The organism is Ramlibacter sp. P4_H7, assembly GCF_056400765.1.
This window is the reverse complement of sequence record NZ_JBFUKP010000006.1, coordinates 104,993-130,915: the sequence shown is the minus strand read 5'-3', so window position 1 is coordinate 130,915 and position 25,923 is coordinate 104,993. Positions and strand designations below refer to the sequence as shown.

Genomic DNA, 25,923 nt, shown 5'->3' with positions numbered 1-25,923 from the left:
AACACCGGAGTACCACCATGGCCTATTCGCAGAAAGTCGTTGAGCACTACGAGAACCCCCGCAACGTCGGCTCCTTCGAGAAGGGGGACGAGAGCGTCGGCACCGGAATGGTCGGAGCCCCCGCCTGCGGCGACGTGATGAAGCTGCAGATCAAGGTGAACCCGCAGACCGGCGTGATCGAGGACGCGCGCTTCAAGACCTACGGCTGCGGCTCCGCCATCGCCTCCAGCTCGCTGGTGACCGAATGGGTGAAGGGCAAGACGCTGGACCAGGCCGCTTCGATCAAGAACGCCCAGATCGCCGAGGAGCTGGCGCTGCCGCCGGTGAAGATCCACTGTTCCATCCTGGCCGAGGACGCCATCAAGGCGGCCGTCGACGACTACAAGAAGAAGCACGCGAACTGAAGGCAATGGCAGTGACTTTGACCCAAGCCGCGGCGCGGCACGTGACGCGCTACCTTGCCAAACGTGGCAAGGGCGTTGGCGTGCGCCTGGGCGTGAAAACCACCGGCTGCTCCGGCCTGGCCTACAAGCTGGAGTACGTCGACGACCTGGCGCCCGAGGACATCGTCTTCGAGAACCACGGCGTCAAGCTGCTGGTGGACCCGAAGAGCCTGGCGTACATCGACGGTACCGAACTGGACTTCGTGCGCGAGGGCCTGAACGAAGGCTTCCGGTTCAACAACCCGAACGAGCGCGACCGGTGCGGCTGCGGAGAAAGTTTCAGGGTGTGACCCACCCCCGAAGCGCCTGCGGCGCTTCCCCCTCGAGGGGGCGCCACCGGCGGCCCGGCAAAGCCGGTTCCGCGGTGGCCCTGGATGTCCTTCCCTGAACATGAATCTGCACTACAGCGACTTCGAGCTCTTCGGCCTGCCGCAGCGGTTCGCGCAGGAACGCCCCGAGATCGACCAGCGCTGGAAGGAGTTGCAGCGCGAAGCCCACCCCGACCGCTTTGCCGCGCAGGGCCACACCGCGCAGCGCGCGGCGCTGCAGTGGTCCGTGCGGATCAACGAGGGCTACCAGCGCCTGAAGGACCCGCTCAAGCGCGCGGCCTACCTGTGCGAGCTGCTGGGCGCGCCGATCGACGCCCACAGCAACACCGCCATGCCGCCCGCCTTCCTGATGGAGCAGATGGAATGGCGCGAGGCCCTGGACGATGCCGATGGCGAGGAAGCGCTGGAAGCGCTGTCCGACCACGTCCTGGCGCGCCGCAAGGAGATGCTGGCGGACATCGAGCGGCTGCTGGACGTGGACGGCGACGCTGCCGCCGCGGCGCAGCAGGTGAGAGCCCTCATGTTCATCGAGCGCTTTGCGCAGGACGTGGAGTCGCGCCTCGCGCAACTGGGACAATAGCGGCCCCAGAAGAATCACCATGTCCCTGCTGCAGATCTCCGAACCGGGCGCTTCGCCCGACCCCCACCAGCGCCGCATCGCCGTCGGCATCGACCTCGGCACCACGCATTCGCTGGTGGCCGCCGTGCGCAACGGCATCGCCGAGTGCCTGCCCGATGCCGAAGGACGGGTCATCCTGCCCTCCGTCGTGCGCTACCTCGGCGGGGGTCGCCGCCAGATCGGGTTCGACGCGCACGCGGCGCAGGCCGAGGATGCGGAGAACACGGTCGCTTCGGTGAAGCGCTTCATGGGTCGCGGCCTGGCCGACATCGCCAACCGCGCCAAGCTGCCGTACCGCTTTGCCGACCACCCGGGCATGGTCACGCTGCACACGCGCGAAGGCGAGAAGTCGCCCGTGGAAGTCAGCGCGGAAATCCTCGCCACGCTGCGCCATCGCGCGGAAGACACCTTCAACGACGACCTGTACGGGGTGGTGATCACCGTCCCGGCCTACTTCGACGACGCCCAGCGCCAGGCGACCAAGGACGCCGCGCAGCTGGCCGGCCTCAACGTGCTGCGCCTGATCAACGAGCCGACCGCCGCCGCCATCGCCTATGGCCTGGACAACGGCAGCGAAGGCGTCTACGCCGTGTACGACCTGGGCGGCGGCACCTTCGACATCTCCATCCTTCGCTTGTCGCAGGGCGTGTTCGAAGTGGTGGCCACCGGCGGCGACTCCGCGCTGGGTGGCGACGACTACGACCAGGCGCTGGCCGACTGGCTGCTGCACCAGGCGAGGATCGCGCCGGAGTCGCCGTCCGAAAAGGCGGCCATCAAGATGCTGGCCAGGCGGGTCAAGGAGCAGCTGTCGCAGCAGGACGCGGTCAACGTGCCGGTGTCCGCGGGTGGCCGCACCGTGGAGGTTCGCGTCTCGCGCAAGGACTTCGAGCTGGAGACGGGCGATCTCACCGCGCGCACCATGGGTTCCGTGCGCAAGGCCTTGCGCGATGCGAAGCTGGCCAAGGACGAAGTCAAGGGCGTCGTCCTGGTGGGCGGCTCGACCCGCATGCCGCAGGTGCGCCGCGCGGTGGGCGATTTCTTCGGGCGCGAACCACTGATCAACCTGAATCCCGACGAGGTCGTCGCGCTGGGCGCCGCCATCCAGGCCAACCAGCTGGCGGGCAACAACCCGCAAGGCGAACTGCTGCTGCTGGACGTGATCCCGCTGTCGCTGGGCATCGAGACCATGGGCGGCCTGGTCGAACGCATCGTGCCGCGCAACGAGACCATCCCGACCGCCAAGGCGCAGGACTTCACGACCTTCAAGGACGGCCAGACGGCGATGGCCATCCACGTGGTGCAGGGCGAACGCGACCTGGTGGCGGACTGCCGCAGCCTGGCGCGCTTCGAACTGCGCGGCATCCCTCCCATGGCGGCGGGCGCGGCGCGCATCCGCGTCACCTTCACCGTCGACGCCGACGGCCTGTTGAACGTGTCGGCGCGCGAGCAGGGCAGCGGGGTGGAGGCGCGCATCGACGTGAAGCCCTCCTACGGATTGTCCGACGAGCAGATCGCGACGATGCTGCGGGAAAGCTTCACCACGGCCGAGGCCGACATGAAGGCCCGTGCGCTGACCGAGGCCAGGGTGGATGCCGAGCGCATGATCATCGCCACGCAGAGCGCACTGGACGCCGACCGCGACCTGCTGGACGAACAGGAGCGCCTCGACATCGAGGCGTTGATGGCCACGCTGCGCGAAACCGCAGGAGCGAGCACGGATGCCGCCGTGATCGAAGCCGCGGTGCAGGCGCTGGCCAGGGGCACCGAGGCCTTCGCCGCCCGCCGCATGAACGAGGGCATCCGCAAGGCCCTTGCAGGAAAGAACCTCGAGGCCATCTGAGTCCCATGCCCGTCATCAAGATCCTGCCCCATCCGGAATACTGTCCCAACGGTGCCGAGGTGAAGGCGCCCGCGGGCACCTCCATCTGCGAGGCGCTGCTGGACAACGGCATCGCCATCGAGCACGCCTGCGACATGAGCTGTGCCTGCACCACCTGCCACGTGATCGTCCGCGAAGGCTTCGCCTCGCTCAACGAGATGGACGAGAACGAGGAGGACATGCTGGACCGCGCCTGGGGCCTGGAGCCGAACTCGCGCCTTTCCTGCCAGGCGATCCTGGAGCAGAAGGACCTGGTGGTCGAGATTCCGAAGTACTCGATCAACCACGCCAAGGAAAAGCACTGACGCGGTGAACGCTGGGGTTCGCCTTCGGGCTCACCCCAGCCTACGAACGAGCCGCATCTGGCTCCACCCGCCTTCCCAAGAGAGACGGGACCGTCTTGAAGGGGCCGGTAGGCTGGCGGTGAGCCCGAAGGCGAACCCCAGATCTGCAAGTGACAGCGCCTACTCGTAGTTCTTCCCAGTCGCCAGCAGCTCCGGCGTGCCGATGACGGCGTTCAGCCCGTCGAAATCCAGCATCTCCTTGCGCAGGGCCGCGGTCGTTCCGTCCCGGTGCAGCGTCCCGTAATAGCGCTGCAGCGTGTGCGTCACCGCGCGCGCCGTGCCACCCGGGAAGATGACGATGCGAAAACCGAACTGCCCCAGCTCGCGGGCACTGAGGATCGGCGTCTTGCCGCCTTCCACCATGTTGGCCAGCAGGGGGACGCGCGACGCGAAGCGGCCGCAGGCGGCGCGCATCTGCTCGGGGTTGCGCAAGGCCTCGATGAAGAGGGCGTCCACCCCGGTCTCCAGGTAGCGACCGGCGCGGTCCAGGGCGGACTCCAGTCCTTCGATCGCCACGGCATCCGTGCGCGCGAGGATGAGGGTGTCGGCGCTGCGGCGCGCATCCAGTGCCGCGCGCAGCTTGCCGCACATTTCCGCCACCGGCACGACCGTCTTGCCATCGAGGTGGCCGCAGCGCTTGGGGAAGCCCTGGTCTTCCAGCTGGATCATGGCCGCGCCCGCGCGCTCGAAGTCGCGCACCGTGCGCTGCACGTTGAGCGCGTTGCCGAAACCGGTGTCCCCGTCCACGATCACCGGCAGGCGCACGCGATCCGTGATGTGGGCGAGCGTGTGCGCGACCTCGGTCGCCGTGGTCAGGCCGATGTCCGGGCGGCCCAGGCGCGTGTAGGCAATGGAAGCGCCGGACAGATAGAGCGCCTCGAGGCCGGCCTGTTCGGCGACCAGCGCGCTCAATGCGTCATAGACGCCCGGTGCGAGCAAGGGTTGCGGTCGGGCGAGCAGGGGCTTGAGGGAAGAGGGCATGAACTACTTTCGTGAGGCCAGCTGGCCGGCGGCCGTGTGCGCGGCGATCCAGCCGCCGGCGATGGCGCTGAGCAGGCCGTTGCCGGAGAGATAACCCCACACCGCGTTGCCGCTGACACCGCGCGCGGCGCCGCCGGCGGCGAGCAGGTTCGGAAAGAGCGTGCCGTCGCCGCGGCGCACGCGGCACTGCGCGTCGATGTCGAGCCCGCCCTGGGTGTGGAACAGTGCGCCGGTCACGCGCACCGCGTGGAAGGGCGGGCCGAAGCGGGCGATCTCCGGCGCCAGCGCGGACGGAGCGCAACCGACGATGGCGGCGAGTGCGTCGCGGTCCCTTGCGGTGCGCAGGGCTCCGGCGGCTTCGGCTTCGCGGAAATCGGGGAACTCGCGCGCCAGCGCCAGCTGCCGGTTGCCGAAGACGTTCCATGCGATGCCGCCCGGCTGCGCGAGCACGTCGACGGCGGCCTCCGAGTAGCCCTGCGTCTCGTCATGGAAGCGTTCGCCGCGGGCGTTGAGCTGCACGCCGCCTTCCATCATCACGGCCCAGGTCATCAGCGCGCCCTGGGGCACGACCCAGGACCCGTGTCCCTGGTAGCCGCCCAGGTCGGCCGCGGCGGCGCCCAGCGCCTGTCCCCAGAGGATGGCGCTGCCGTCGTTCCCGGCGTGGCCCGCGAAGATGGCGTCCCGCATCTCCGGCAACCAGTCGCGCACCAGTTGCGCATTGCCGCCGAAGCCGTTGCAGGCGAGCACGAGCACGTCGCAGGCGATGTGTTCCACCGCGCCGCCGGGTCGCTCCACGCCGACGCCGAGGATGCGGTCCGAGGGATCGGTCCAGAGCGTCACGACACGCGCCGAGGTCAGGACGTCGGCCCCGGCAGCAAGGGCCGCCCCATGGAGGGCCGCGACCAGGGCGGCGCCGGTACGTTCCCGCAGCGTGTGCATGCGATGGGCGCCATGCCCGGGATAGAGGAAGCTGGAGAGCACCTCGAACTCCAGGCCATGCTCGCCGAGGCGATCGAGCGCGGGCCCCACCGCCTGGGCATAGGCGCGTACGAGGTGCGGTGCCGCCGTGCCCCTGGCCTTGTGCGTGAGGTCCGCTGCGAAGCCCTCCACGCCGTCGACGATGCCCTGCGCTGCCTGGACGCGCGTGCCGGGCGCGGGGATGAAGCCGGAGGACAGCGCCGTGGAGCCGCTGGGCGTGGCATCGCGCTCCAGCACCACGCACTCGATGCCGGCATCGCGCAGGGCGATCGCCGCCATCAGCCCGCAGGCGCCGCCGCCGACGATGGCCACGGGTACGTGCACGGGCGCCGACAGGCTTTCCGCCCGCACCACGTTCGGCGTGCTGGCCATGGCCATGGTCCTCAGGCGGTGGGACGGAAGAGGTACTGGCCCCGGGGCTGGCCGATCACGCCGCGGTCGTTGGCGTAGATCTGCTCGCCGCGCAGGAAGGTGGCCTCCACGCGCGCCGACAGCTCCAGCCCCTCGAAGGGCGTGTAGCCCTGCGTCGAGGGAGATTCCTTGGCATGGATGGTCCAGGTCTTCGCGGGGTCGACCAGCGCGAGGTCGGCGTCGTAGCCTTCGGCGATGTCGCCCTTGCGATTGAGGCCGAAGCGCTGCGCCGGCGTCCAGCTGGTGACGCGGGCCATGTGGTTGTAGTCCATCCCGCGCCGCGTGCCTTCGCTCACCAGCGAGGGCAGCAGGTACTCGGTGCCGCCGAAGCCACTCTTGGCCATCCAGATGTTGCCGAAGTAGTGCTTGGGCACCTTGGTCTCGTGCCGGCAGCAGGCGTGGTCCGACACCACCCAGTCCAGCTCGCCCGCGAGCAGCGCCTGCCAGAGGTACTCCACGTCCTCGCGCGGGCGGATCGGCGGATTCACCTTCGCGAGCTCCGCCGCCTGCGACGTGATGTCCAGCATCAGGTGGCCGATGGTCACTTCGCGCTTGAAGTCGATGTGCGGGAACACGTCGGCCATCATGAGCGCCGCCTGAACCGCCTTGCGCGAGCTCAGGTGCAGCAGGTTGATGTTCGGCAGCGCCGTCTCGTTGGCGAGGTAGCTGGCGATGAACACCGCCAGGCCTTCCGAGTGCTGCGGGCGCGATGCGCTGTAGGCGGCCAAGCCCTTCAGCGAGGCGTCCTTCTCCACGATCTTGGTGTACGCCGTCATGATCTCCGCCGTCTCGCAGTGCAGCGACAGGGAGATCTGGTGCGCGCGTTCCGGCATCTGCTCGCGCGCTGCCTGGATGCCGCGCATGATGAATTCGAAGTGCGCGTAGTCGTAGCGCTGGTCCTCGCCGATCATCAGGAACTGGCGCTGCGAATCGCTTGCCCCGTGCAACCCGTGCGAGCCGTAGAACATGAAGATCTTGAAGCTGGAGACGCCATGCTTGTCGATCAGCATGGGAATCTCCTCGATGTGCTTCGCGTCCATGGGCGCCAGGTGGTAGCCGTAGTCCACGTGGAAGCGATTCTTCGACACCTCCAGCACCTCGGGATAGAAATCCGCGTAGGGCCCGCCCTTGTTCAGGTAGTACTGGCCGGTGCGGAAGTAGTTGAGGCTGGAGGTCACGCCGCCCATGGCGGCGGCCTTGGACTCGCTGACCGCGTCCTCCGCCAGCGGCGAGTAGATGCCGCTGTGCATGTGGGCATCCACCACGCCGGGGAAGGCCAGCAGCCCGCGGCCGTCCTGGACTTGCCTGGCCGATGCGGGGTCGAGGCCCGGTGCGACGCGCGCGAACTTGCCGTCGCGGATGGCGATGTCGCCCGTGTGCACCACGTTGCCGTGGGGGCGCACCACGCGCACGTTCTTGATCAGCAGGTCGTACAGGGGAGCGGTCATGTCGTCCTCGTCTGGAAGCGGGTTTGCAGTTGCGGCAGCAGCCCGCCGGCATCGATCATGTCGAGCAGGAAGGCGGGAATCGGTTCGGCCGGGAGCGTCTGCCCGTGCTGGCGCAGGACAGTGCCGGCGCGTGGGTCGAAGGCGATCTTCTCGCCTTCGTGGATCACGTCGCAGCCCGGGCAGGTGAGCAGCATCAGCCCGAGGTTGAAGGCGTTGCGGAAGAACAGGCCGGAGTACGAGGGCGCGATCACCGCCGCCACTCCCAGGTGGCGCAGCGCGGCCGCCGCCTGTTCGCGGGACGAGCCAATGCCGAAATTGCGCCCGGCCACCAGCACGTCACCCGGCTGCACGCCACTGGCGAAATCCGGACGCAGCGACTCCAGGCAGTGCTGCGCGATCACGTCCACGCCATGCTGCATCCACGTGCCGGGAGCCAGCGCGTCGGTGTCCACGTCCGAGCCGACGCGCCAGACGCGGTGCAGGTCAGCGGCGCTCATGCGAGAACCTCGCGCGGATCGATGATGTGGCCGGCCACGGCGGAAGCGGCGACGGTGTAGGGCGAAGCGAGATAGACCTGCGTGCTCGGCGGGCCCATCCGCCCCTTGAAGTTGCGGGCCGTGCTGGAGATCACCGTTTCGTTGGCGGCGAAGCTGTCGCCATAGCCGGCGCAGATGCCGCAGGCGCTGGGCAGAAGCTGGGCGCCGGCGTCCACCAGGATCTGCAGCGTGCCTTCGCGCTCGGCGGTGTCCCGGTCGGTGTGGCTCGCCGGGGCGACCAGCAGTCGCACGCCCGCCGCCACCTGCTTGCCGCGCAGCACGCGGGCGGCAAAACGCAGGTCCTCCAGCTTGGCGCCGGTGCAGGCGCCGATGTAGGCGGCCTGGATCTTCTTGCCCGCGAACTGCGAGACATCGGCCGCGTTCGCCGGGCTGAAGGGCGCGGCCACCTGCGGCGCGAGCGCGCTGCCTTCGAAGCGGTGCTCCTCCTGCACGCTGCCCTGGTCGGAGAACCAGCGCGTGGTCTCCACGTCGCGCGCACCGTGGGCCTCGAGCCACTCGCGCGTGATCTCGTCCGGTGCGATCAGGCCGACTTGCGCTCCGAGCTCCGCGCTCATGTTCGATAGCGTCATGCGCTCGTGCATCGGCAGCGCACGCACCGCCTCGCCGCAGAATTCCACCGCCTGGTAGGCGCCGCCGTTCATGCCGAACCGGCCGATCATCGCCAGCATCATGTCCTTGGCCGTCACGCCAGGACGCAGGCGCCCGTACCAGCGCATGCGGATCGTCCGGGGCACCTGCACCCAGATTTCCCCCGTTGTGATCACGCCGAGCATCTCGGTGCTGCCGACGCCGAACATGTAGGTGCCGAAGGCGCCGCCGGTGGGCGAATGCGAATCGCCGCCCACGCAGAACATGCCCGGCCTCAGGTGCCCGTGCTGCGGCACCACGACATGGCAGATGCCCACCGAGTCGTACACGTGCGGCAGTTTCTGGTCGCGGGCCCAGTCGCGTGCGATGCGAACGATGCGGCGCGCATCCTCGTTGCGTTCCGGCACGTAGTGGTCCATGACCAGGACCACCTTGTTCTTGTCCCAGATCATCGCGCCGAGCTGCTCCAGCATCGGCTGCAGCCGGCGCGGCCCGGAGGAGTCGTGGAACATCGCCAGGTCCACCTGGCAGGTGACGATTTCGCCCACGGCCACTTCCTCGCGGCCGGCCGCGCGCGCGATCAGCTTCTGGGCGAGGGACTGGGGCGTGTTCATTCCGGCTTGGCTCCGGAGTACCTGACGACCTTGGCCCAGCGCACGATCTCCTCGTGCACGTAGCGCCCGAATTCCTCGGGCGTGTTGCCCACCGGCGTGGCCCCCTCGAACTCGATGCGCTTCTTCACTTCGGCCGAGCCGATCGCCTGGCGCGCCGCATCGCTGATCCGCTTGACCAGTTCGGGCGGCATCCTGGCCGGCCCGAACAGGCCGAACCACGCGCTGGACTGGTAGCCGGGCAGCACCTCGGCGATGGCCGGGACGTCCGGGAACTGCGGCAGCCGCTTCGGGCTCGTGACGCCCAGCACCTTGAGCTTGCCGGCGCGCACATGGGCCTGCGCGTTGCCCACGTTGGCGAACATCATCTCCACCTGGCCCGCGAGCACGTCCTGGATCGCCGGCGCCGTCCCCTTGTACGGGATGTTGACGATGTAGGTGCCGGACATCATCTTGAAGGCCTCACCCGCCAGGTGCACCGAGGAACCCAGGGCGCCGATCGCGAAATTGAGCTTGCCCGGCTTCGCCTTGGCCAGCGCGATCAGTTCGCGCAGGTTGTTGGCCGGCAGGGAGGGATGCGCGACCAGCAGCGCCGGCGTCGTCGAGACCATCGTGAGCGGCGTGAAGTCCTTTTCCGGGTCGAACGGAAGGCTGGGATACAGGCTCGCGTTGATCGCATGGCTGGTGAAGCTCATGAGCAGCGTGTTTCCGTCCGGCGGCGCCTTGGCGACCATGTCGGCGGCGATGTTGCCGCCGGCTCCGGGGCGGTTCTCCACCACCACGACCCGGCCCAGGGCGCGCCCCAGTTCGGTCGCGAGTGCCCGGGCCATGGTGTCGGTGGTGCCGCCGGCAGGAGCGCCGACCAGGATGCGGACGGCGGCGGCGTTGCCTTGCGCCTGGACGGCGCCGGCGCCGGCGAGGGTGGCCGCGAGCAGCAGCGCGCGGCGGGTGAGGAGGGAGGGGGACGGCTTCATTTCAATTCAGACACCGAGGTAGGCCTGGCGCAGGCGGTCGGTCGCCAGCAGTTCGGCGCTCGTGCCGGAGAATTGGATCGAACCGTTCTCCATCACGTACGCGCGTTGCGCGATCTCCAGCGACTGCGCCACGTTCTGTTCCACGAGCAGGATGGCAAGTCCCTGCGCGTGCAGGCGGGCGATCAGCCCGAAAAGTTCTTCGACGAGCAGCGGCGACAACCCGAGCGACGGCTCGTCCAGGATCAGCAGGCGCGGCTCACCCATGAGGCCGCGGCCGATGGCCAGCATCTGCTGCTCGCCGCCGCTCATGGTGCCGGCCAGCTGGGCTGTGCGCTCCTTCAGCCGCGGGAAGATCGTGAACACGCGCTCCAGGTTCAACGCGCGGTTCGCGCGGGCGCGTGCGAAGGAGCCGAGCTCCAGGTTCTCCAGCACGGAGAGGTTGGGGAAGATCCGCCGGCCTTCCGGCACGTGGATCAGTCCCGCCGCCACCACGTCGCGGTAGTGCGCATGGGTGATGTCGCGCCCGTCGAAGTGCACGGTGCCGGCGTGGGCCGGGACGATGGCGCTGACGGTCTGGTTGAAGGTGCTCTTGCCGGCGCCATTGCTGCCGAGGAGCGCCACGATCTCGCCGGCGCGCACGTCCAGGTCGATGCCCCGCAGCACTTCCACGGCGCCGTAGCCGCTGCGCAAGCCGCGTACCGAAAGGAGGGCGTCGCTCATGCCGCCACCTTGCGCGCGAGGCGTCCCAGGCGCTCCGCGGTGCCATGGCCGAGGTAGGCCTCGATCACGCGGGGGTCGCGCGTCACCTCGCCGGGCGTGCCGGCCGCGATCAGCTGTCCTTGCGCGAGCACCCAGACGTGGGAAGCGAGATGCATCACCGCCTGCATCACGTGCTCGATCATGAGCACCGTGACGCCGCCCTGCGCGATGTCCCGCACCACCGGCACCATCTCGGAGATTTCCTGTGGATTCAATCCCGCCAGCACTTCGTCAAGCAGCAGCAGCCGTGGGCGCGTCGCGAGGGCACGGGCGAGCTCCAGTCGCTTGCGTCCCGCCACCGTCAGCTCGCCCGCGGGCCGGTCCAGCTGCGGCGCCAGGCCGACCCGCTGCGCCACCAGCTCGGCCTCGTCGAGCGCTGCGGTGCGTCCGGCGCAATGCAGGTGCACGCCCACGGCGATGTTCTCGCGCACGGTCTGCGCGGCGAAGGGCTGCACGATCTGGAAGGTGCGCGTCATGCCGCGGCGCGCGTTGAGGTGCGGCGGCTGGCCGGTGATGTCGGCGCCGGCGAATTCGATCCTTCCGGCATCGGGCACGAGGAAGCCCGACATCAGTGCGAACAGGGTCGTCTTGCCCGCGCCATTGGGGCCGATCAGCGCGCTCAGGCTGCCGGCAGCCAGTTCCAGCGACACGTCCTGCACGGCGGCCAGGCCGCCGAAGCACTTGGACACGCCCTGGAGACGCAGCAAGGGGCTAGCCACCGGTGGCCTCCCGGGGTTGGGCGCCGGCACTCTTCGCCGCGGCCTGGCGCGACCACAGCCGTCGCACCGACAGCCCGATTCCAAGCAACCCGCGCGGCGCGAACATCACGATGAGGATCAGCACCGCGCCGTAGATGATCATGTTGATGCCGGGCAGGGCGCCGAACAGGCTGCGGGTGAAGTCGGCCAGCAGGTGCAGCACGAGCGCGCCCAGCACCGGACCCCACAGCGTCCCGAGCCCGCCGACGATGGCGGCGACCAGCGCTTCCACCGACGTGTGGGGTCCGTAGGCGATGCCGGGATCGATGTATTGGAAGACCTGCACGTACAGGGCGCCCGCGGCGCCCATGAAGGCGCCCGAGACGACGATGGCCCCGAGCTTCACGCGGAAGGGATTCACGCCCACGGCACGCGCTGCGTCCTCGTTGTCGCGCACTGCCTGCAGCCAGGCGCCGAAGCGCGAATGCCGCAGCCACGTGGTGAAGAGCAGGCCGCACACCACCAGGGCGAGCGCCAGGCCGACGAAGCCCCGCCGGTCGCCGAACTGCATGTTGGCCACGCCTTCCTTCAGCGGGACCATCAGCCCGACGCCGGCGCCGGTGAAAGGCACCGACAGCGACAGGATGCGGAACACCTCGGCGAAGGCGAGCGTGACCAGCGCGAAGTAGGACCCCTTCAGGCCGTAGCGGAAGGACAGGGCGCCGATGAACAGGCCCACCAGCGCGGCGGCCGCGATCGCCAGCGGCAATGCGATCCAGGGATTGAAGCCGCCTTGCAGCTGCGCGATGGCCTGCGCGTAGGCGCCGGTGCCGAAGAACAGCGCATGGCCGAAGGAGAACTGGCCGCCGTAGCCGCCGAGCACGTTCCACGCCTGGGCCATGAGGCAGCCGTAGAGCGCCATCATGGCGAAGTTCAGCACCACGCCCGACCGCGCCGTGAAGGCGACCCCGCCCACGACGGCCGCGAACACCGCGACCTGCACCAGGTCCCGCATGGGAGAGGGCGTGCTCATGCCTTGGCCCCGAACAGCCCCTGCGGGCGGAACAGCAGCACGGCGATGAACAGCAGGAAGATGCCGATCTGCCCCAGCGACTCGCCGAACCAGAGCCCGCCGAGGGACTCCACCACGCCGATCAGGAGCCCGCCCACCAGCGCCCCCGCGAAGCTGCCCATGCCGCCCAGCACCACGATGGTGAAGGCCACCAGCACGAATCCATTGCCCACCAGCGGGTTCACGTAGTACGCGGGCAGCAGGAAGCACGCGGCGGCGCCCAGGCAGGCCAGGCCGATCCCGAAGCTCATGGCGTAGACGTGGTCGACATCGATGCCGACCAGCCGCGCACCCTGCTTCTCGCGCGCGACTGCGCGGATCGCGCGGCCCAGGTCGGTCCTGCGCACGATCCACAGCAGCACCGCCGACGTCACCACCGCGCCGGCGAACGCCACCAGCTTGGACACGGCGATCATGGCCGGGCCGATCGCCACCGTCGCCAGGGTGTAGGAGGTCTCGATCGTGCGCGTGTCCGACTTGAAGGCGAGCAGCGCGATGTTCTCCAGCACGATGGACAGGCCCAGCGTGACCAGCAGGATGTTCTCGTCCTTGCCGTGGCTGGCGCGGTTGACGATGCCGCGCTGCAGCGCGTAGCCCGCCGCGAACATGACCGCCACCATGGGCAGCAGCGCCAGGTAGGGATCGATGCCGAAGGCCTGCTTGAGGAAATAGACACCGTACAGCGCCATCATCAGCGCCGCGCCGTGCGCGAAGTTGATGATGTGCAGCACGCCGTAGATCAGCGTGAGGCCCAGGGCCACCAGCGCGTACACCGCGCCGGTGGTGAGCCCGTTGAGCACGGCCGGGAACAGGATGCCGACATCGAACATGGCCGTCCCGGTGCGCGCGCTCAGGCCTTCAGCGGGAAGACGGGATCCGCCTGCCGGTATTCGCGCGGCACGATCACCTTGATGTCGTTGTCCAGCACCTGCGTCATGAGCGGCTGCGCGCCCGTGTTCTGCCCGTTCACGAACTTGGTGGGACCGTAGGGCAGGAAGTGGTCGCTGAACGTGCTGGTCTCCAGCGCGCCGATCAGGGCGGCGCGGTCGGCCGACCTGGCGCGTTCCAGCGTGTCCGCCAGCAGGCGCATCGCCGTGTACGTGAGGAACACCTCGTAGCTGTAGAACAGGTTCTTGGCTTCGACGCGCTTCTTGAGGTCCAGGCTGCGCTTGTCCCGGGGATTGAACCAGTGGTTGCAGTCGATGATGCCGTTGGCGGCCTGCGGGAATTCCTTGACGAACTTGTAGCTGGAGGCGGCGCCGCCCAGCACGGAATAGATCGCCTTGGGCGTCACCTTCTGCTGCTGCATGGTGCGCACCAGCAGGGCGTACTCGTTGTAGTAGTTGGCCGGGATCACGATGTCGGGATTCACCGCCTTCATCCGCAGCACGATGTTGTTGAAGTCGCGCGTGGGGTTCGCGTGCTTGATGACTTCCTTGACCTCGTAGCCGTAGCCGGGCAGCTCGCGGGCGAGCAGGTTGGCGGTGCCGGTGCCAAACAGCGACTCCTCGTGGATGATCATCACCGTCTTGGCCGGCTTGCCGGCCGCCGTGTTCAGCACGTGCAGGTTGGCCAGCGCGATCTCCGCGCACTTCTTGTAGCCGGGCGCGAAGCGGAAGGTGTTCTTCAGGCCGCGTTCCACGATCTGGTCGGCCACGCCGACGTCGACGATGTGGGGCAGGTTGTACTTGGCCGCCGCCTGGGTGGTGGCCAGGCAGATGGCGGAGGCGTAGGCGCCGACGATGGCGCTGACGCCCGCCTCGTTCATCTTCTCCACTTCCGCCGTGCCTGCCGCCGGCGTCGACTGCGCGTCGCCCAGCAGCGCCTCGATCTTCGCCCCGCCCAGAGCCTTGATGCCCCCGGCTTTGTTGATGTCCTCGATCGCCATCAGCGCGCCCTCCCGGCACTGCTGCCCCGAATAGGCCAGCGCGCCGGTCACCGGATGCAGCACGCCCACGCGGACGGACTTCGGCTGGGCGCCGCCCACGAGCGGGAAAGCCAGCGCGGTGGCGGCTGCGCCCGTCTGCACGACGAAGCGGCGGCGGTTGAGGGAGGGTGCACTCATCGTTCGTTCTCCTTTGGCGTTTCAGTGGAACTGCGCGGACAACTCGCGGCTGACCCACACCTTGGCGTCGATGTCGCCGACGCGGGACAGCTGCATCTGGTACTCGTAGCGGTCGGGCCGGTACAGGCCGTGCAGCCACTGCACCGGCCGGCCGTTTTCGTCATGGATCAGGCGGCGCACGGCGAGCAGCGCCGAGCCCACGGCGATGCCCAGGTGGGACGCGACCTGGCCGTCGGCGAGCTTGGCCGAGATGGTCTGGCGAGCGCCACCCACGCGGACGCCGGATTCCTCCAGCAGCACCAGGATCGGCTTCTTCGCCAGTTCCCGCTTGCCGAAGTGGCGCGCCAAGTCGCCCGGCACCCAGGTCGTGATGTGCGACAGCGGGCCTTCGCGCGTCGATCGCACGCGCACCGCCTTCTGCACCGACACGCCGGCGGCGAGCTGCAGGGCCTGCGCGACCTCGCCGTGGGCCGCCACGCTGGTGACTTCCAGCACCCGCACGGTGGTGTTCAGGCTGGTGCTGACCAGGTTTTCCAGCAAGCCCGTCAGGCGCGTGGTGTTGACCTGGGGCGTGGCCTTGCGCTCGTCCGCGCTGCCCCGCGCAGCCCCGAGAGGGCGGGTGCCGCGGCCGCGCTCGCGCGCGATCAGCCCTTCGCCGGCGAGCTCCTGCAGCGCGCGGCGCACGGTCACCCGAGCCACCCCGAACTGCTGCATCAGCGCCAGCTCGCCCGGCAGTCCCTGGGCGAAGCGGCCCTCATGCAACTGCTCACGCAGCACCAGGTAGATCTGGTGGTACTTGGGCAGGGGGAGGGTGTCCGCCATGGCAGCGGATCGTCAGGCGGTTCCATTGTCCTGTCAATGGGACATTTGATGGGACAAATCGGAAACTGCGCCGCCGCTGGCCAGTGGTTGGGTCAGGCGGCCGAGTAGCCGCCGTCCACCGGGATCGCCGCGCCGGTGACGAAGTCGCTGGCGGCGCTGGACAGGAAGACGGCGATTCCCGCGAGGTCCTGCGCCGTGCCCCAGCGTCCGGCCGGAGTGCGGGCCAGCACGCGTTCGTTGAGGCCAGATACTTGCTGGCGCGCACCGACCGTGAGGTCGGTGTCGATCCACCCCGGCAGGACGGCGTTCGCCTGGATGCCGTCCTTCGCCCAGGCGAGCGCGAGGGACTTGGTGAACTGCACGATGCCACCCTTGCTGGCGCAGTAGGCCGGCGCGTAGGGCGCGCCGAAGATCGACAGGATCGAGCCGATGTTGATCACCTTGCCGCCGCCGGCCGCGACCATCAGCGGATAGGCCGATCGGGCGCAGAGAAAGGCGCTGGTCAGGTTGACGTCCATCACCTGGTTCCAGTCGGCGAGGCTGAAGTCCTGCGGCGCCTTGCGCACGGTGCTGCCGGCGTTGTTGACCAGGATGTGCAGGCGGCCATGCCGCTCCTGGATTCCGGCGAACAGCCGCTGCACCTCGGTTTCGCGCGCCACGTCGCACAGCACGGACTCGGAGCGCACGCCGAGCGACTGCAGTTCGCGCAACGCCGCCGCGGATTTTTCCGCGTTGCGGCCCACGATGATCACCGTGGCGCCGGCCTGGCCAATGGCCCGCGCCATGCCCAGGCCGATGCCGCCGTTTCCGCCGGTGACCAGCGCAATCCTGTCGGTCAGGTCGAACATGCGCTCAAGCATAATCCCGGCGATGCGCCAGATCGTCCTCGACACCGAAACCACGGGTTTGTCCGCAGAAAGCGGCGACCGCATCATCGAGATCGGCTGCGTGGAGCTGGTGGCCCGCAAGCTGACCGGCAACAACAAGCACTGGTACCTGAACCCCGAGCGCGACTCGCACGAGGACGCGCTGAAGGTCCACGGCATCAGCAACGAATTCCTGCGGGACAAGCCCAAGTTCGGGGCGGTCGTGGACGAGCTGATGGAGTACGTGGCCGGCGCCGAGATCATCATCCACAACGCTGCTTTCGACGTCGGCTTCCTGAACAAGGAGCTCGACCTGCTGGGCCGGCATGCGTTCACCGGCCACGTGGCCAAGGTGACCGACACGCTGGGGATGGCCAAGGAGATGTACCCCGGCAAGCGCAACAGCCTGGACGCGCTGTGCGACCGGCTGGGCGTGGACAACTCCGGCCGGACGCTGCACGGCGCCCTGCTGGATGCGGAACTGCTGGCCGACGTGTACATCAACCTCACGCGTGGCCAGGATGCCCTGCTGATCGACGAGGCCGATGCGGGCGCCGTGGGCGCCATCGTGACGCGGGTGGACCTGCGGCAGTTCACCTTGCCCGTGCTACTGGCCAACGACCAGGAGGCGGCGGCGCACGAGGAGGTGCTGAAGCAGCTGGACAAGGCCTCCGGCGGCAAGACAGTCTGGCGTCAGCTGGTCATTTCGCCTGTGGCATAATTGCGGGCTTCCCGCGAGGGAAATGGGTGATTAGCTCAGCGGTAGAGCACTGCCTTCACACGGCAGGGGTCACATGTTCGATCCATGTATCACCCACCAGAATTCCGAGAAAAATCAGGCACTTAGCGTCATGGCGAGTGCCTTTTTTCTTTCCGGTGTCCAATAGGTGTCCAAGAAGGTCCGAATGGCTCGCGTGAAGATCGAAGATGTCCTTGACCATTTGGGCACGAGCTCACGCCGGCTCTCGCGCGTGCGGTGCAGCTTTTGCTTCCCGACGCTGAGTTCGATGCGCGCGTGCTGTACCGCACGTTCCTTCGGGAGGCTGACCGGACATGTTCTACGTGGGAAGGTGTCCCTGACCACTACGTAGAGAAATAGGGCCAGGGAGTTTGAGCTGCGCCTCTCGCCGCCGATTCGGGCACTTGGCGAATCCGGCGCGACGCGGCAGTGTCTGAGTTCGTGGGCTGCCGCGATGCGCGATGGCACTATGGAAGGCTGGCGGTGAATGTTGACGAATTTTTCAAAGCAGAAGGGTTCCTGACCGAGTGCCCGGCGAATATCCTCGCCGAGATCCGGTCCTTTGAGCCCGAGCTGTTCGACACGTGCGAAGCGGTGAACCGCTGGGGCATGGAAGTCGCCTGGAACCTTCAGCCTAGGAAGTCAAAGGCCGGGCAGGTGGCTGGGGCGTTGCTCTTCGTGAAGGCGCTGAATTCGTTTCAGGCGGCCGTGCTACTTGCGCGGCGCGGCATGTGCGTGGAGAGCGAAGCGATGAGCAGAACCGGTCTGGAATGCGTATTCCAGCTCGGGGCGTTGGCCAAGGAACCCGAGAGGCATGCGAAGGCACTAGAGAGCGACCACCACCGCCACCTTGCAACGCATGCAAAGAAGTTGCTGGTGCACGTGCAGAAGGGCGCAGTACTCGCCCCCGAGGTCGTGAAAGACCTGGAGGCGAACACGCTGCTGAAGGGCGACTCGATCAGCATGGAGAAGGCCGCGGAGAGCGCAGGCCTGAGCCATTACTACGACTCCTTGTATCGCGGCAGTTCGGGCTTCTCGGCTCACCCAACGCTGGGGGCGCTGCTGCGCATGGTGGTGTCCGAAGGGGACACCATCAAACTGCAGATGGGGCCGGACTTCTACCAGTTGGGTCAAGCCCTTATCGTTGCTGCGCCGATCCTGATCGAATGCGGAAGGCCGTTGGCCAGCCTCTTCGCTCGACCGGAGCTCGAGAGCCAGGCCGAAGCGCTTCGCTCACGATTCGATGAGCTGTGCAAGGCGCGCCCGATACCCGGTGCGAAGAATGCTGGCTCCGGCGGCAAGTAGCTGAAGGGGCGCGGGTATGGCGCGGGCGGACCGTGGTCGTATCGCTAGGGTCTCGCCGCAGAAAGCACGGCGTTGAGTTCGTTCCCCAGCTTCACGATGAGCAGATTGCACCGGGCGAACTGTGCCGACATGAAGTCACTCACCGTGACCTCGGGAAATGACTTGCCTTTGTACTGGACGGCCTCAAGCAAGACGATATTGCGCTCGGCGCGTTGGCCTGTGTAGTCCTGGTTGATAGACGTCCGTACGATGTTCCGGTGCTTACTGATGTTGACCAGCGCGTCGAGGTGATCTGCCTCGACGCTGTGATCCAGATCGGCAAGTACATCACGCACGCCCGCGTACGCGGGTTCCTTGGCAATCAGCTCCAGGACACTCTCCCCGCGAACTGCACTCTCGGACAGCGGCTTCGGTGCCTTGTTGAGGGCCAAGCTGTAATACACCGCGTGGGCGGCAGTGTCCTCGATGGCATGAAGGCTCTGAAGTGCAGCAGTGACATATGCGGAGATGCGCGGGTGTAGCTCTCCTCCGTCCTCATCGAGAAAAAGCACCTCCATGAGGTCGCGGTCCGTGAGCTTGGAAGACAGGAGAGCCTTGGCGTCGCCGTAGTGAATCTGGGCAAACTCCAGTCGCCCGTGCAAGGAGTTGATGCTGGGGCTGGCGAGTTTCAGCTGGTTGTCGCCGTGGACTTGCCGCACCAAATCGCGTGTGGCTCCCATGTTCCATCTCAATCCCATTTGCATGCCCCAAAGTTCCAGGTGCGAACAACGATATTTCAGATGCGCACCGGCGGTCCAACGGTTGTTTTTGAGCTAAGTGGCTGGATTCATAGCGCGGGATGCCAGATCCTCTATGCGACGGCGGCGTTCGGCAAGTCCGGGTACCACTCGAAGTCGTCGGCGATCGGCTGGCCACACTCCACGGCGGCGCGAAGCGTTGCGCCAAGGAACTCGTCGCCGAACCCGTACGGGTAAGGGCCCTCATTGCCGAAAGCGTCGAAGTACGCGTGGCGCGCGCGCATCACGTCGTCGTCGTCCAAAGGTACCCCCGACAGCTGCTGCCTGGCGCGCCAGAGAAGCGGGTGTCGTCTAAGCTTGCACTGCCGCCTGTGATTGCCAGGGGGCAACTCCCTGCACTTTGCGTCGAAGGCAATGTTCGACGGTGAAACGCAGTTCTAGTAGGAAAGAATCTTGACCGGTCGCGGTCGCGCGCTCATGCGCCTTTTCCGCCCACTCCCGAACGTCGTCACGCGACAGTGATCCGTATTTATGGACAGCCCCGTGATGGGCGACTGCTGTCCGAAGCGCGAACCAAGTATTTGTCTGCTGCCAAGCGGTTTGGTGGTCTGCGATTTCACATTCGCGAAGGAGCGTGAACACCCGATTCACAGAGGCTTGCCCCAAGGTTGATTGCCCTCTGGCGTCGAGCATTGGGTCTCCAGAGTAAGTGAGCAACGGATCGGACGATCTGTAACCCCTCAGCTCGGTCATGATTTCAAGAAGCTGCCAGAAACGCAGGTATTGAAAATCGGGAACAGGCTCCGCTAAGGCCTGCCTGAAGTTGTTGACGAGAAACTGATTGATTGGGTCTTCGCGAAGACCGGCCATGAGCTGTTCGAATTCGCGTGGGCTATCTCCGCCGAGCGGTCCTCGAAGAATGTTCCCCGCGTAGTGCCGAGGAATGACGTAATGCGATTGGCGACCGCGATCAGCATCCAAGACGGTAACGTGAAACACTGTGCCGCTGGCGCTACGTGTCAGAGCGAGCCCGAGAAGCGCGATCTGGGTCTGTTTATGTGCATAGTCGCGAGCCTGTTCAGGGGCAGCGGCAATCAGGCAGGGGAATTCGAAAACAGAAACCGGATTATCTAATCGGGCTTGCTTCTCAAGTTCCGGAGGATAGGGGAGCGGTACTGGAATGCCAATTTGATCTCGCAGGAAGCCGTTCACAATCTTCCACGCGTCCCGTGTTTCGACTCCGACACTCAAAGGACCGAAACTGAAATTGCCTGAGTGGTACGCATTGCCGATCAAAACGCCTTGAACGAAAACATATGCGGTGAACTTGCGATCGTCCGGATGTTCCGGCGCGGCGCGCACAGGCCGAAGGTATTGTTCCTGTGCCACTCGTTCTGCTGAAGCGACCTCGGCCGCAACTTCCGACGCGGATACCTCGCGCGGGCTTTCTGATACCTCAAGGAAAATGCGGTCGTGCCGTCCTTGCGGACGCCATTCGCGCTTAGTTGCGTCAGCTGCACTTGACGAACTTAGCCTAACGGCCCGAATTTCGTACACGGCAGGCTTTAGGCGGACCCCTGCGAATGTCTTCAGCTGCAGCTCTGTCGAGTACTCGCCATCGGCACAACTGACGTCGCCCCATGCGGCCGTGACCTGTTCAGAGTTGAAGCCGGTGGTGAACACCACGGCGTCCAGTGCTGTGTACGCGCCCTGCGGCTCACACCGCGCGTAGACCTTGACCGCTTGCCCGGGGTGAATGCTCGACCGTTCCAGGCGAACCGTGATTGATGGTGCGGCCGCGGGACGTGACGTGGCCTTGTGGTTCTCGGGAATTCTGCGCGCCATTCGCTGCTTTGTTCTTTTCATCGGCTTCGCTTCGACCTGTCCGTCCTACCTACAGCCCCAAACCATACTTAACGCCAAGGCAGAAAGGGAGCCCGCATCTAAGTGACGCTGGGCAGGATTCTCAGCCAAGTACGCTTTGATAATGTCGTAGGCCTGACGGACTTGAGATCCGGGCGGAAGACAAATGAAAGGTGACCGCAAGGCGATTTTGTTCTCTCCAGCCGCGTATTGAGAAAAGCCAATACCATCCGTCAGCCCTGCCACGTACGCCGCCGCCGCAAGCGACTTGGGTTCCTCCTCGATGAGCTCGTACAGCTGATTGCCAGTGAGTGCGTGCGCAGATGAACAAGCCAATGCGATGGCGATCGCGAGTAATCTCACTTCAAGTTTCGCTAGGGTGACTGGCATGGGAGGCTGGGGTGTGCGGCGAGTCACACGCGTCCCAGGGCAGCGCCGACTACGATGTGCAAGAGCAAGAAGGCGGGAATTACAGCCACGGCGAACCATCGCAACATGCTGCGGCGCTCAGCGATTGGCTTATCGCCGTTGGCGCAGATTTCTCGCGTGCAGTATCTGCCGAAGCGGTAATCGCCGAAGGCAAATGCGGCCATTAGCCCTCCTGCAAAAACTGCACTCGCGAAGGCAGGTCCCGGATCGCTACCAAAGCTCGGTAGCTGTTTTGCCAATCGTCCTCCCACTCCGCCCAAAGCAAGAAGCCACAGCATCTGGCCTGCTCTCGATATGCCGCTGCCCCACAGATCCTTCGCGAGTTGGACCTGCTTCTCGATTGGCAGGTCGGCTGCTTCGAGACCCGTAACTGCAACGCCCTCGTGATCTTGAGGAGGCACTTGGGAGACAGAAAGTCCTCTTGTGCTGAGAACGGCGTGAAGCGCCGCTGCCGCTTCGTCGGCAAGAGTGTCACGTCTCCCCGCTAGTTCGGCGAGCTCCTCGTCATCCAAACTCGCGTAGCGCGCTTGAAAATACTCAACGAGGCGCGCATCGAGCGCGTCTTCGGCAGCTTCCATACAGCCTCCTGATTGGCCATGCAGGTTAACGGGCACAGCACGGAATGCCAACAGCGCAAAAGGGCTCACCCGCGCCATGCGGAAGCCGCGGCTCGGCGCATTCTTTTTGGTTAATGCCTAAGACGGAATTGAGCCCGAGATCGCGGCAGCCGCCGCGGCCGGCCTTCAGTGGATCGAAACCGTGCCGCTGGCAAGTGCCATGGCTCGGTCGTCCTGAGCGGCACCCCTACCAACCAGATCTGTGAGACCATTTCAGCCTAGGCTACCCGAAGGGGAACCCGCATGACGTCCACTCTGTTCCGCATGTATGCCCACGTGGCGATCTTGTTAATAGGCTTCCTCACGCTCGGTGTCTGCGTCGTCATACGGGAGCCATTTAACGGCGCAGTCACGATCCTAGCGGCTTGGTGGATCGGCGGGTTTGTACGGCCATCGCCGGACGCCGAGATTCTCGAACGGCGGCGCTTGGCAGAGATAAACGAAACGGAAGGCGCCTAGCCGTCCGGCTGCGGCGCCTGACGCAGTTCGGGCGAGCCGCAATCCTTCTCGTTGGATCGTGGCCGGGTGCGCGTAGAAGCTGCCTGCGTGGAAATGCACCTGTGGGTCAGGCATTAATACTCGCCCCTCTCCTTCGCCCTGCCACTCGGTAAAGACCGGCATCGAGAAGCACGGCGCATCTTGGCGGCGGACGTATTCGGCGGCACGGGACTCATTTGCAGCGGGTCGGTTTGTGCGTTGGAAGTCGGCATACGTTGGTCCAAGCGCGAGCAGGCGGATTTTCCGAATAAAGTCCCAAGCGCAGGCTCTGGTCGCAACCACGCGCTCAGAGCATCTGCTATGGGGTAGATGAGGGGGGTAGCAGGTGCGTTGCGGCAAGGAAAAGCGCGGCCGGGCACGCGGTTGGCGTAGCGATTCAGCTGCCTCCTACTCCGACCTATCAGCCCCTGGGGCAGTTGAGGTCAGCCCGTCTCGCGCCAAGGGAGGGAAGCGACCTCGTTCAACCAGGGCATACTGGATCGGCACCAAGTCTGCGACCGTGGCGGAAGTAAAGGACGCTCCTCAAGACACCCGATTCGAAGCGTCCATGCGGGCGGATCGTCAAGATCCGCTGTGGCTGCGACTGGGGTACCACAGTCTGCGCAGAAGTAGTGTCGCCGCCGGGTTCCGCTCTCTGCAGTTTTGACATAAAGCCGTGGCGTCCCCGACAAGAGCTTGAACTGGTCGTGATCTACAGGCACTGAAACACGAAAGGCGCTTCCGGTAATCACCTGGCAATCGGTGCAGTTGCAAAGATTGACGCGGGTCTCATCCACCTCCGCTTCATACCTGATCTTCCCGCAATGGCAGTGTCCGTGAACTCTCATGCTCCTGACCGGAGAGGCTAAGCGGCTCGGCTGGGGGCATCGCAGTGCTCGCGCAGCATCCGCTGCCGCTCCTCCATGTGTATGCCGGTCAGTCAGTCGCCCCACGCAATGGCCACCCTGAACTTGATTTCCGGACCCTGGATTGCCATCAACTGGCGCCAGCAAAGAGCGTCTGCGCACAGTGACTTCCTCACGATAAGACCATAGCGGGGTCTGCTATACCTGCGAAGTTCACGTACTTGAACGTAAGGTACTCGTCGATCCCGTGGCGGGACCCCTCCCGCCCCACGCCAGACTGCTTGATGCCTCCAAAGGGAGCCACCTCATTGGAAATCAACCCGGTGTTCACGCCAACCATTCCGTGTTCCAGACCCTCGGCGACTCGCCAAGCTCGCGCGAGGTCGCGCGTGTAGAAGTACGAGGCCAGGCCGAATTCGGTGTTGTTGGCGTGTGCGAGGACTTCCTGTTCCGTGTCGAACTGGAACAGCGGCGCGACGGGACCGAAAGTCTCTTCGCTCGCCACGGCCATTTCGTCCGTTGCGCCCCCAAGCACTGTCGGCTCGAAGAATGTGCCACCAAGGGAATGGCGCCGCCCGCCGGTGAGAACAGTCGCGCCATGTCGCAGGGCATCTTCAATGTGCTCCTCGACCTTGCGCACAGCGCTCTCGTCGATTAGGGGCCCGACTTTCACGCCCTCCTCCGAGCCGTCCCCGACTCTCAGTCCCTGCACAGCGATCGTGAGGCGCCTTGAGAACTCAGCGTAGACACTTCCGTGCACGTAGATCCTGTTCGTGCATACGCAGGTCTGACCTGCGTTGCGGAACTTGGACGCGATCGCGCCTTCCACCGCGCTATCGAGGTCGGCATCTTCGAACACGATGAAGGGCGCGTTGCCCCCCAGTTCCATCGATACCTTCTTGACGGTCGCGGCCGTCTGGGCCATGAGCTGCCGGCCGATTTCCGTGGAGCCCGTGAAGCTGAGCTTGCGAACGAGCGGGTTGGCACACAGCTCGGCGCCGATCTGCGACGCAGCGCCCGTAACGATCGAGAAGACACCGGGGGGTATCCCCGCGCGCTCCGCGAGCGCCGCCAGCGCCAGGGCCGACAATGGCGTCTGCGACGCGGGCTTCAGCACCATGGTGCAGCCCGCGGCCAACGCGGGGCCGGCCTTGCGGGTGATCATCGCCGCCGGGAAGTTCCAGGGTGTGATGGCTGCGCAGACGCCGACGGCCTCCTTGAGCACCACGATCCGCTGCCCGTCTGCCGGAGATGGAATGGTCTCACCGTACACCCGCTTGCCTTCCTCCGCGAACCACTCCAGGAAAGAAGCCGCGTAGGCGATCTCACCGCGCGCTTCGGCGAGCGGTTTGCCCTGTTCGGCCGTCATGATGCGCGCCAGATCTTCGCGATGAGCGAGCATCAGGTCGGCCCAGCGCCGCAGGATCTCGGCGCGTGCCTTGGCGGTCAGGCGCCGCCACGCCGGCAGTGCGCGGTTCGCTTTCTCGATGGCCACCCGGGTGGCGTCGCTGCCCAGCCTGGGCACGCGCGCGACGAGTCGATGCGTGGCGGGGTTGCGAACTTCGATGGTTTCGGTGCCCGGAATCCATTCCCCTCCGATCAGGCACTGCTCGCGCAGGAGGGAAATGTCATCAAGCTCGAGTGTGGAAGCCACCTCAGACACGGTAAGCCTTCCCGCCGTCGACCGAAACGACCGTGCCACTGACGTAGCTGGCGCGTGGCGAGGCGAGGAATACCACGACATCCGCGATTTCCCGTGCCGTCGCGGCACGGCCGGCGGGAAGCTTGCTGGTGTCCTGGACCTCTCGCCAACGCTCGCCATTCCCGAACTTCTCGATCGCCTGCTGGCGCAGAAGCGACTCCATCCGCTCGGTGTTCACGGGGCCTGGATTGACGCCGACGACCCGGATCCCGTCGTCCATCGAGGCGCCTCCCACCCCGCGTGTAAAGGCCATGAGGGCCGCGTTACCCGTCGACCCGACGATGTATTCGGCGGAGTTACGTTCGCCGGCCATGCCGATCACGTTCACGATCACGCCGCTTCGGCTGGCTTTCATGCGCGAAAGGACTGCGCGGCTCAGGTCGATGGTGCCGAAGACCTTCAAATCCCAGGCCTGGCGCCAACGGTCTTCTGCGATGATTTCGACTGTTCCCCGAGGAATCGCTCCCGCGTTGTTCACGAGGATGTCGAGGTCGCCGCATTCTTCGGCGAGTGCCGCCGGGCTGCCCCGCATGGCGAGGTCACAAGGATGGATGATGGGACGGGGCGCACCGGTCTTCGCGATCTCTTCGGAGAGCGCCTCCAGTTCCGCACGGCCGCGCGCGGCGAGGTGAACTTGGCAGCCTTCCTTGGCGAGCTCCAGCGCAATGGCGCGCCCGATGCCCTTGGAGGCGCCGGTGATCAGGGCTCTCTTGCCCCTCAGTTCGAGATCCATGTCGATACCTT

The 25,923-nt window shown here is 66.2% G+C and carries 29 protein-coding genes and 1 tRNA gene; 9 read left to right on the top strand and 21 right to left on the bottom strand.

The annotated features are described in order from the left end of the window. The first annotated feature begins 17 nt into the window (after positions 1 to 17). From iscU to fdx, 5 genes are all read left to right on the top strand, one after another. Complete coding sequence (gene iscU / locus AC1DSA_RS10925; protein WP_477888944.1) at positions 18 to 404, top strand: Fe-S cluster assembly scaffold IscU; 387 nt, start codon at positions 18 to 20, stop codon at positions 402 to 404. 5 nt (positions 405 to 409) lie between these two features. Further along, entirely contained in the window at positions 410 to 733 is a 324-nt protein-coding gene (gene iscA, locus AC1DSA_RS10920; protein WP_477888942.1) for an iron-sulfur cluster assembly protein IscA, read from the top strand. Between the two features lie 100 nt (positions 734 to 833). Next, positions 834 to 1,352, top strand: coding sequence for a Fe-S protein assembly co-chaperone HscB (hscB, locus tag AC1DSA_RS10915; RefSeq protein WP_477888940.1), 519 nt, complete (start codon positions 834 to 836; stop codon positions 1,350 to 1,352). Between the two features lie 19 nt (positions 1,353 to 1,371). Continuing rightward, positions 1,372 to 3,231 carry a Fe-S protein assembly chaperone HscA gene (gene hscA / locus AC1DSA_RS10910; protein ID WP_477888938.1) on the top strand — a complete coding sequence of 620 codons (1,860 nt, stop codon included), beginning with the start codon at positions 1,372 to 1,374 and terminating at the stop codon, positions 3,229 to 3,231. A gap of 5 nt (positions 3,232 to 3,236) precedes the next feature. After that, positions 3,237 to 3,575, top strand: coding sequence for an ISC system 2Fe-2S type ferredoxin (gene fdx / locus AC1DSA_RS10905; protein WP_477888936.1), 339 nt, complete (start codon positions 3,237 to 3,239; stop codon positions 3,573 to 3,575). 159 nt (positions 3,576 to 3,734) lie between these two features. Here the strand turns inward: fdx and AC1DSA_RS10900 are convergent, their stop codons facing one another. From AC1DSA_RS10900 to AC1DSA_RS10840, 13 genes are all read right to left on the bottom strand, one after another. Next, positions 3,735 to 4,595, bottom strand: coding sequence for an isocitrate lyase/PEP mutase family protein (locus AC1DSA_RS10900; protein WP_477888934.1), 861 nt, complete (start codon positions 4,593 to 4,595; stop codon positions 3,735 to 3,737). Between the two features lie 3 nt (positions 4,596 to 4,598). Then, entirely contained in the window at positions 4,599 to 5,945 is a 1,347-nt protein-coding gene (locus AC1DSA_RS10895) for an FAD-dependent oxidoreductase (RefSeq protein WP_477888932.1), read from the bottom strand. A gap of 11 nt (positions 5,946 to 5,956) precedes the next feature. Next, the gene (locus AC1DSA_RS10890; protein WP_477888930.1) at positions 5,957 to 7,432 is read right to left on the bottom strand and encodes a dihydroorotase; all 1,476 of its coding nucleotides are present in this window, start codon (positions 7,430 to 7,432) and stop codon (positions 5,957 to 5,959) included. Continuing rightward, positions 7,429 to 7,929 (bottom strand): LeuD/DmdB family oxidoreductase small subunit, encoded by a 501-nt coding sequence (locus tag AC1DSA_RS10885; RefSeq protein ID WP_477888928.1) that lies wholly within the window; start codon positions 7,927 to 7,929, stop codon positions 7,429 to 7,431. Before AC1DSA_RS10885 ends, AC1DSA_RS10890 begins: the two co-directional genes overlap by 4 nt. Next, positions 7,926 to 9,191 carry a 3-isopropylmalate dehydratase large subunit gene (locus AC1DSA_RS10880; RefSeq protein WP_477888926.1) on the bottom strand — a complete coding sequence of 422 codons (1,266 nt, stop codon included), beginning with the start codon at positions 9,189 to 9,191 and terminating at the stop codon, positions 7,926 to 7,928. Before AC1DSA_RS10880 ends, AC1DSA_RS10885 begins: the two co-directional genes overlap by 4 nt. Further along, on the bottom strand, positions 9,188 to 10,162 hold the full coding sequence (locus AC1DSA_RS10875; RefSeq protein ID WP_477888924.1) for a tripartite tricarboxylate transporter substrate binding protein: 975 nt from the start codon (positions 10,160 to 10,162) through the stop codon (positions 9,188 to 9,190). The genes AC1DSA_RS10880 and AC1DSA_RS10875 overlap by 4 nt, the downstream gene beginning before the upstream one ends. A gap of 6 nt (positions 10,163 to 10,168) precedes the next feature. Beyond that, complete coding sequence (locus tag AC1DSA_RS10870) at positions 10,169 to 10,882, bottom strand: ABC transporter ATP-binding protein (RefSeq protein ID WP_477888922.1); 714 nt, start codon at positions 10,880 to 10,882, stop codon at positions 10,169 to 10,171. Then, positions 10,879 to 11,640 (bottom strand): ABC transporter ATP-binding protein, encoded by a 762-nt coding sequence (locus AC1DSA_RS10865; protein ID WP_477888921.1) that lies wholly within the window; start codon positions 11,638 to 11,640, stop codon positions 10,879 to 10,881. Before AC1DSA_RS10865 ends, AC1DSA_RS10870 begins: the two co-directional genes overlap by 4 nt. Further along, positions 11,633 to 12,652: a branched-chain amino acid ABC transporter permease gene (locus AC1DSA_RS10860; protein WP_477888919.1), complete on the bottom strand. Its 1,020-nt coding sequence runs from the start codon at positions 12,650 to 12,652 to the stop codon at positions 11,633 to 11,635. The genes AC1DSA_RS10865 and AC1DSA_RS10860 overlap by 8 nt, the downstream gene beginning before the upstream one ends. Further along, positions 12,649 to 13,521: a branched-chain amino acid ABC transporter permease gene (locus AC1DSA_RS10855; protein WP_477888917.1), complete on the bottom strand. Its 873-nt coding sequence runs from the start codon at positions 13,519 to 13,521 to the stop codon at positions 12,649 to 12,651. Before AC1DSA_RS10855 ends, AC1DSA_RS10860 begins: the two co-directional genes overlap by 4 nt. A 20-nt stretch (positions 13,522 to 13,541) precedes the next feature. Beyond that, on the bottom strand, positions 13,542 to 14,756 hold the full coding sequence (locus AC1DSA_RS10850; RefSeq protein ID WP_477888915.1) for an ABC transporter substrate-binding protein: 1,215 nt from the start codon (positions 14,754 to 14,756) through the stop codon (positions 13,542 to 13,544). A gap of 21 nt (positions 14,757 to 14,777) precedes the next feature. Beyond that, complete coding sequence (locus tag AC1DSA_RS10845; protein ID WP_477888913.1) at positions 14,778 to 15,578, bottom strand: GntR family transcriptional regulator; 801 nt, start codon at positions 15,576 to 15,578, stop codon at positions 14,778 to 14,780. A 92-nt stretch (positions 15,579 to 15,670) separates the two neighbouring features. Then, complete coding sequence (locus AC1DSA_RS10840) at positions 15,671 to 16,426, bottom strand: SDR family NAD(P)-dependent oxidoreductase (protein WP_477888912.1); 756 nt, start codon at positions 16,424 to 16,426, stop codon at positions 15,671 to 15,673. Between the two features lie 22 nt (positions 16,427 to 16,448). On the opposite strand from AC1DSA_RS10840, the gene dnaQ reads away from it, so the two are divergent. The 3 genes from dnaQ (at position 16,449) to AC1DSA_RS10825 (ending at position 18,488) form a co-directional block, all read left to right on the top strand. Continuing rightward, positions 16,449 to 17,165: a DNA polymerase III subunit epsilon gene (dnaQ, locus tag AC1DSA_RS10835; protein ID WP_477888910.1), complete on the top strand. Its 717-nt coding sequence runs from the start codon at positions 16,449 to 16,451 to the stop codon at positions 17,163 to 17,165. Positions 17,166 to 17,189: 24 nt separating this feature from the next. After that, positions 17,190 to 17,264 (top strand) — tRNA-Val (locus AC1DSA_RS10830). A gap of 402 nt (positions 17,265 to 17,666) precedes the next feature. Continuing rightward, entirely contained in the window at positions 17,667 to 18,488 is an 822-nt protein-coding gene (locus AC1DSA_RS10825) for a DUF5677 domain-containing protein (protein WP_477888908.1), read from the top strand. Between the two features lie 44 nt (positions 18,489 to 18,532). Here the strand turns inward: AC1DSA_RS10825 and AC1DSA_RS10820 are convergent, their stop codons facing one another. The 5 genes from AC1DSA_RS10820 to AC1DSA_RS10800 all read right to left on the bottom strand — a co-directional run bounded on the left by AC1DSA_RS10820 (position 18,533) and on the right by AC1DSA_RS10800 (position 22,095). Continuing rightward, the gene (locus tag AC1DSA_RS10820; RefSeq protein ID WP_477888906.1) at positions 18,533 to 19,207 is read right to left on the bottom strand and encodes a hypothetical protein; all 675 of its coding nucleotides are present in this window, start codon (positions 19,205 to 19,207) and stop codon (positions 18,533 to 18,535) included. Positions 19,208 to 19,338: 131 nt separating this feature from the next. Continuing rightward, positions 19,339 to 19,527, bottom strand: coding sequence for a hypothetical protein (locus AC1DSA_RS10815; RefSeq protein WP_477888904.1), 189 nt, complete (start codon positions 19,525 to 19,527; stop codon positions 19,339 to 19,341). Positions 19,528 to 19,576: 49 nt separating this feature from the next. Further along, on the bottom strand, positions 19,577 to 21,091 hold the full coding sequence (locus AC1DSA_RS10810; RefSeq protein WP_477888902.1) for a hypothetical protein: 1,515 nt from the start codon (positions 21,089 to 21,091) through the stop codon (positions 19,577 to 19,579). Positions 21,092 to 21,115: 24 nt separating this feature from the next. Further along, positions 21,116 to 21,478 (bottom strand): Rap1a/Tai family immunity protein, encoded by a 363-nt coding sequence (locus AC1DSA_RS10805; RefSeq protein WP_477888901.1) that lies wholly within the window; start codon positions 21,476 to 21,478, stop codon positions 21,116 to 21,118. A 23-nt stretch (positions 21,479 to 21,501) separates the two neighbouring features. Next, entirely contained in the window at positions 21,502 to 22,095 is a 594-nt protein-coding gene (locus tag AC1DSA_RS10800) for a hypothetical protein (protein WP_477888899.1), read from the bottom strand. Positions 22,096 to 22,377: 282 nt separating this feature from the next. Here AC1DSA_RS10800 and AC1DSA_RS10795 point away from each other — a divergent pair, with 282 nt between their 5' ends. Then, positions 22,378 to 22,593, top strand: coding sequence for a hypothetical protein (locus AC1DSA_RS10795; RefSeq protein ID WP_477888897.1), 216 nt, complete (start codon positions 22,378 to 22,380; stop codon positions 22,591 to 22,593). A 461-nt stretch (positions 22,594 to 23,054) separates the two neighbouring features. On the opposite strand, the gene AC1DSA_RS10790 is transcribed toward AC1DSA_RS10795, so the two are convergent. The 3 genes from AC1DSA_RS10790 to AC1DSA_RS10780 all read right to left on the bottom strand — a co-directional run bounded on the left by AC1DSA_RS10790 (position 23,055) and on the right by AC1DSA_RS10780 (position 25,912). Continuing rightward, a complete protein-coding gene (locus AC1DSA_RS10790) occupies positions 23,055 to 23,459 on the bottom strand; it encodes a GFA family protein (RefSeq protein ID WP_477888895.1) in 405 nt (134 codons plus the stop codon). A gap of 190 nt (positions 23,460 to 23,649) precedes the next feature. After that, positions 23,650 to 25,131, bottom strand: coding sequence for an NAD-dependent succinate-semialdehyde dehydrogenase (locus AC1DSA_RS10785; RefSeq protein WP_477888893.1), 1,482 nt, complete (start codon positions 25,129 to 25,131; stop codon positions 23,650 to 23,652). A gap of 1 nt (position 25,132) precedes the next feature. Beyond that, on the bottom strand, positions 25,133 to 25,912 hold the full coding sequence (locus AC1DSA_RS10780) for a short-chain dehydrogenase/reductase (protein ID WP_477888891.1): 780 nt from the start codon (positions 25,910 to 25,912) through the stop codon (positions 25,133 to 25,135). Between the last annotated feature and the right edge of the window lie 11 nt (positions 25,913 to 25,923).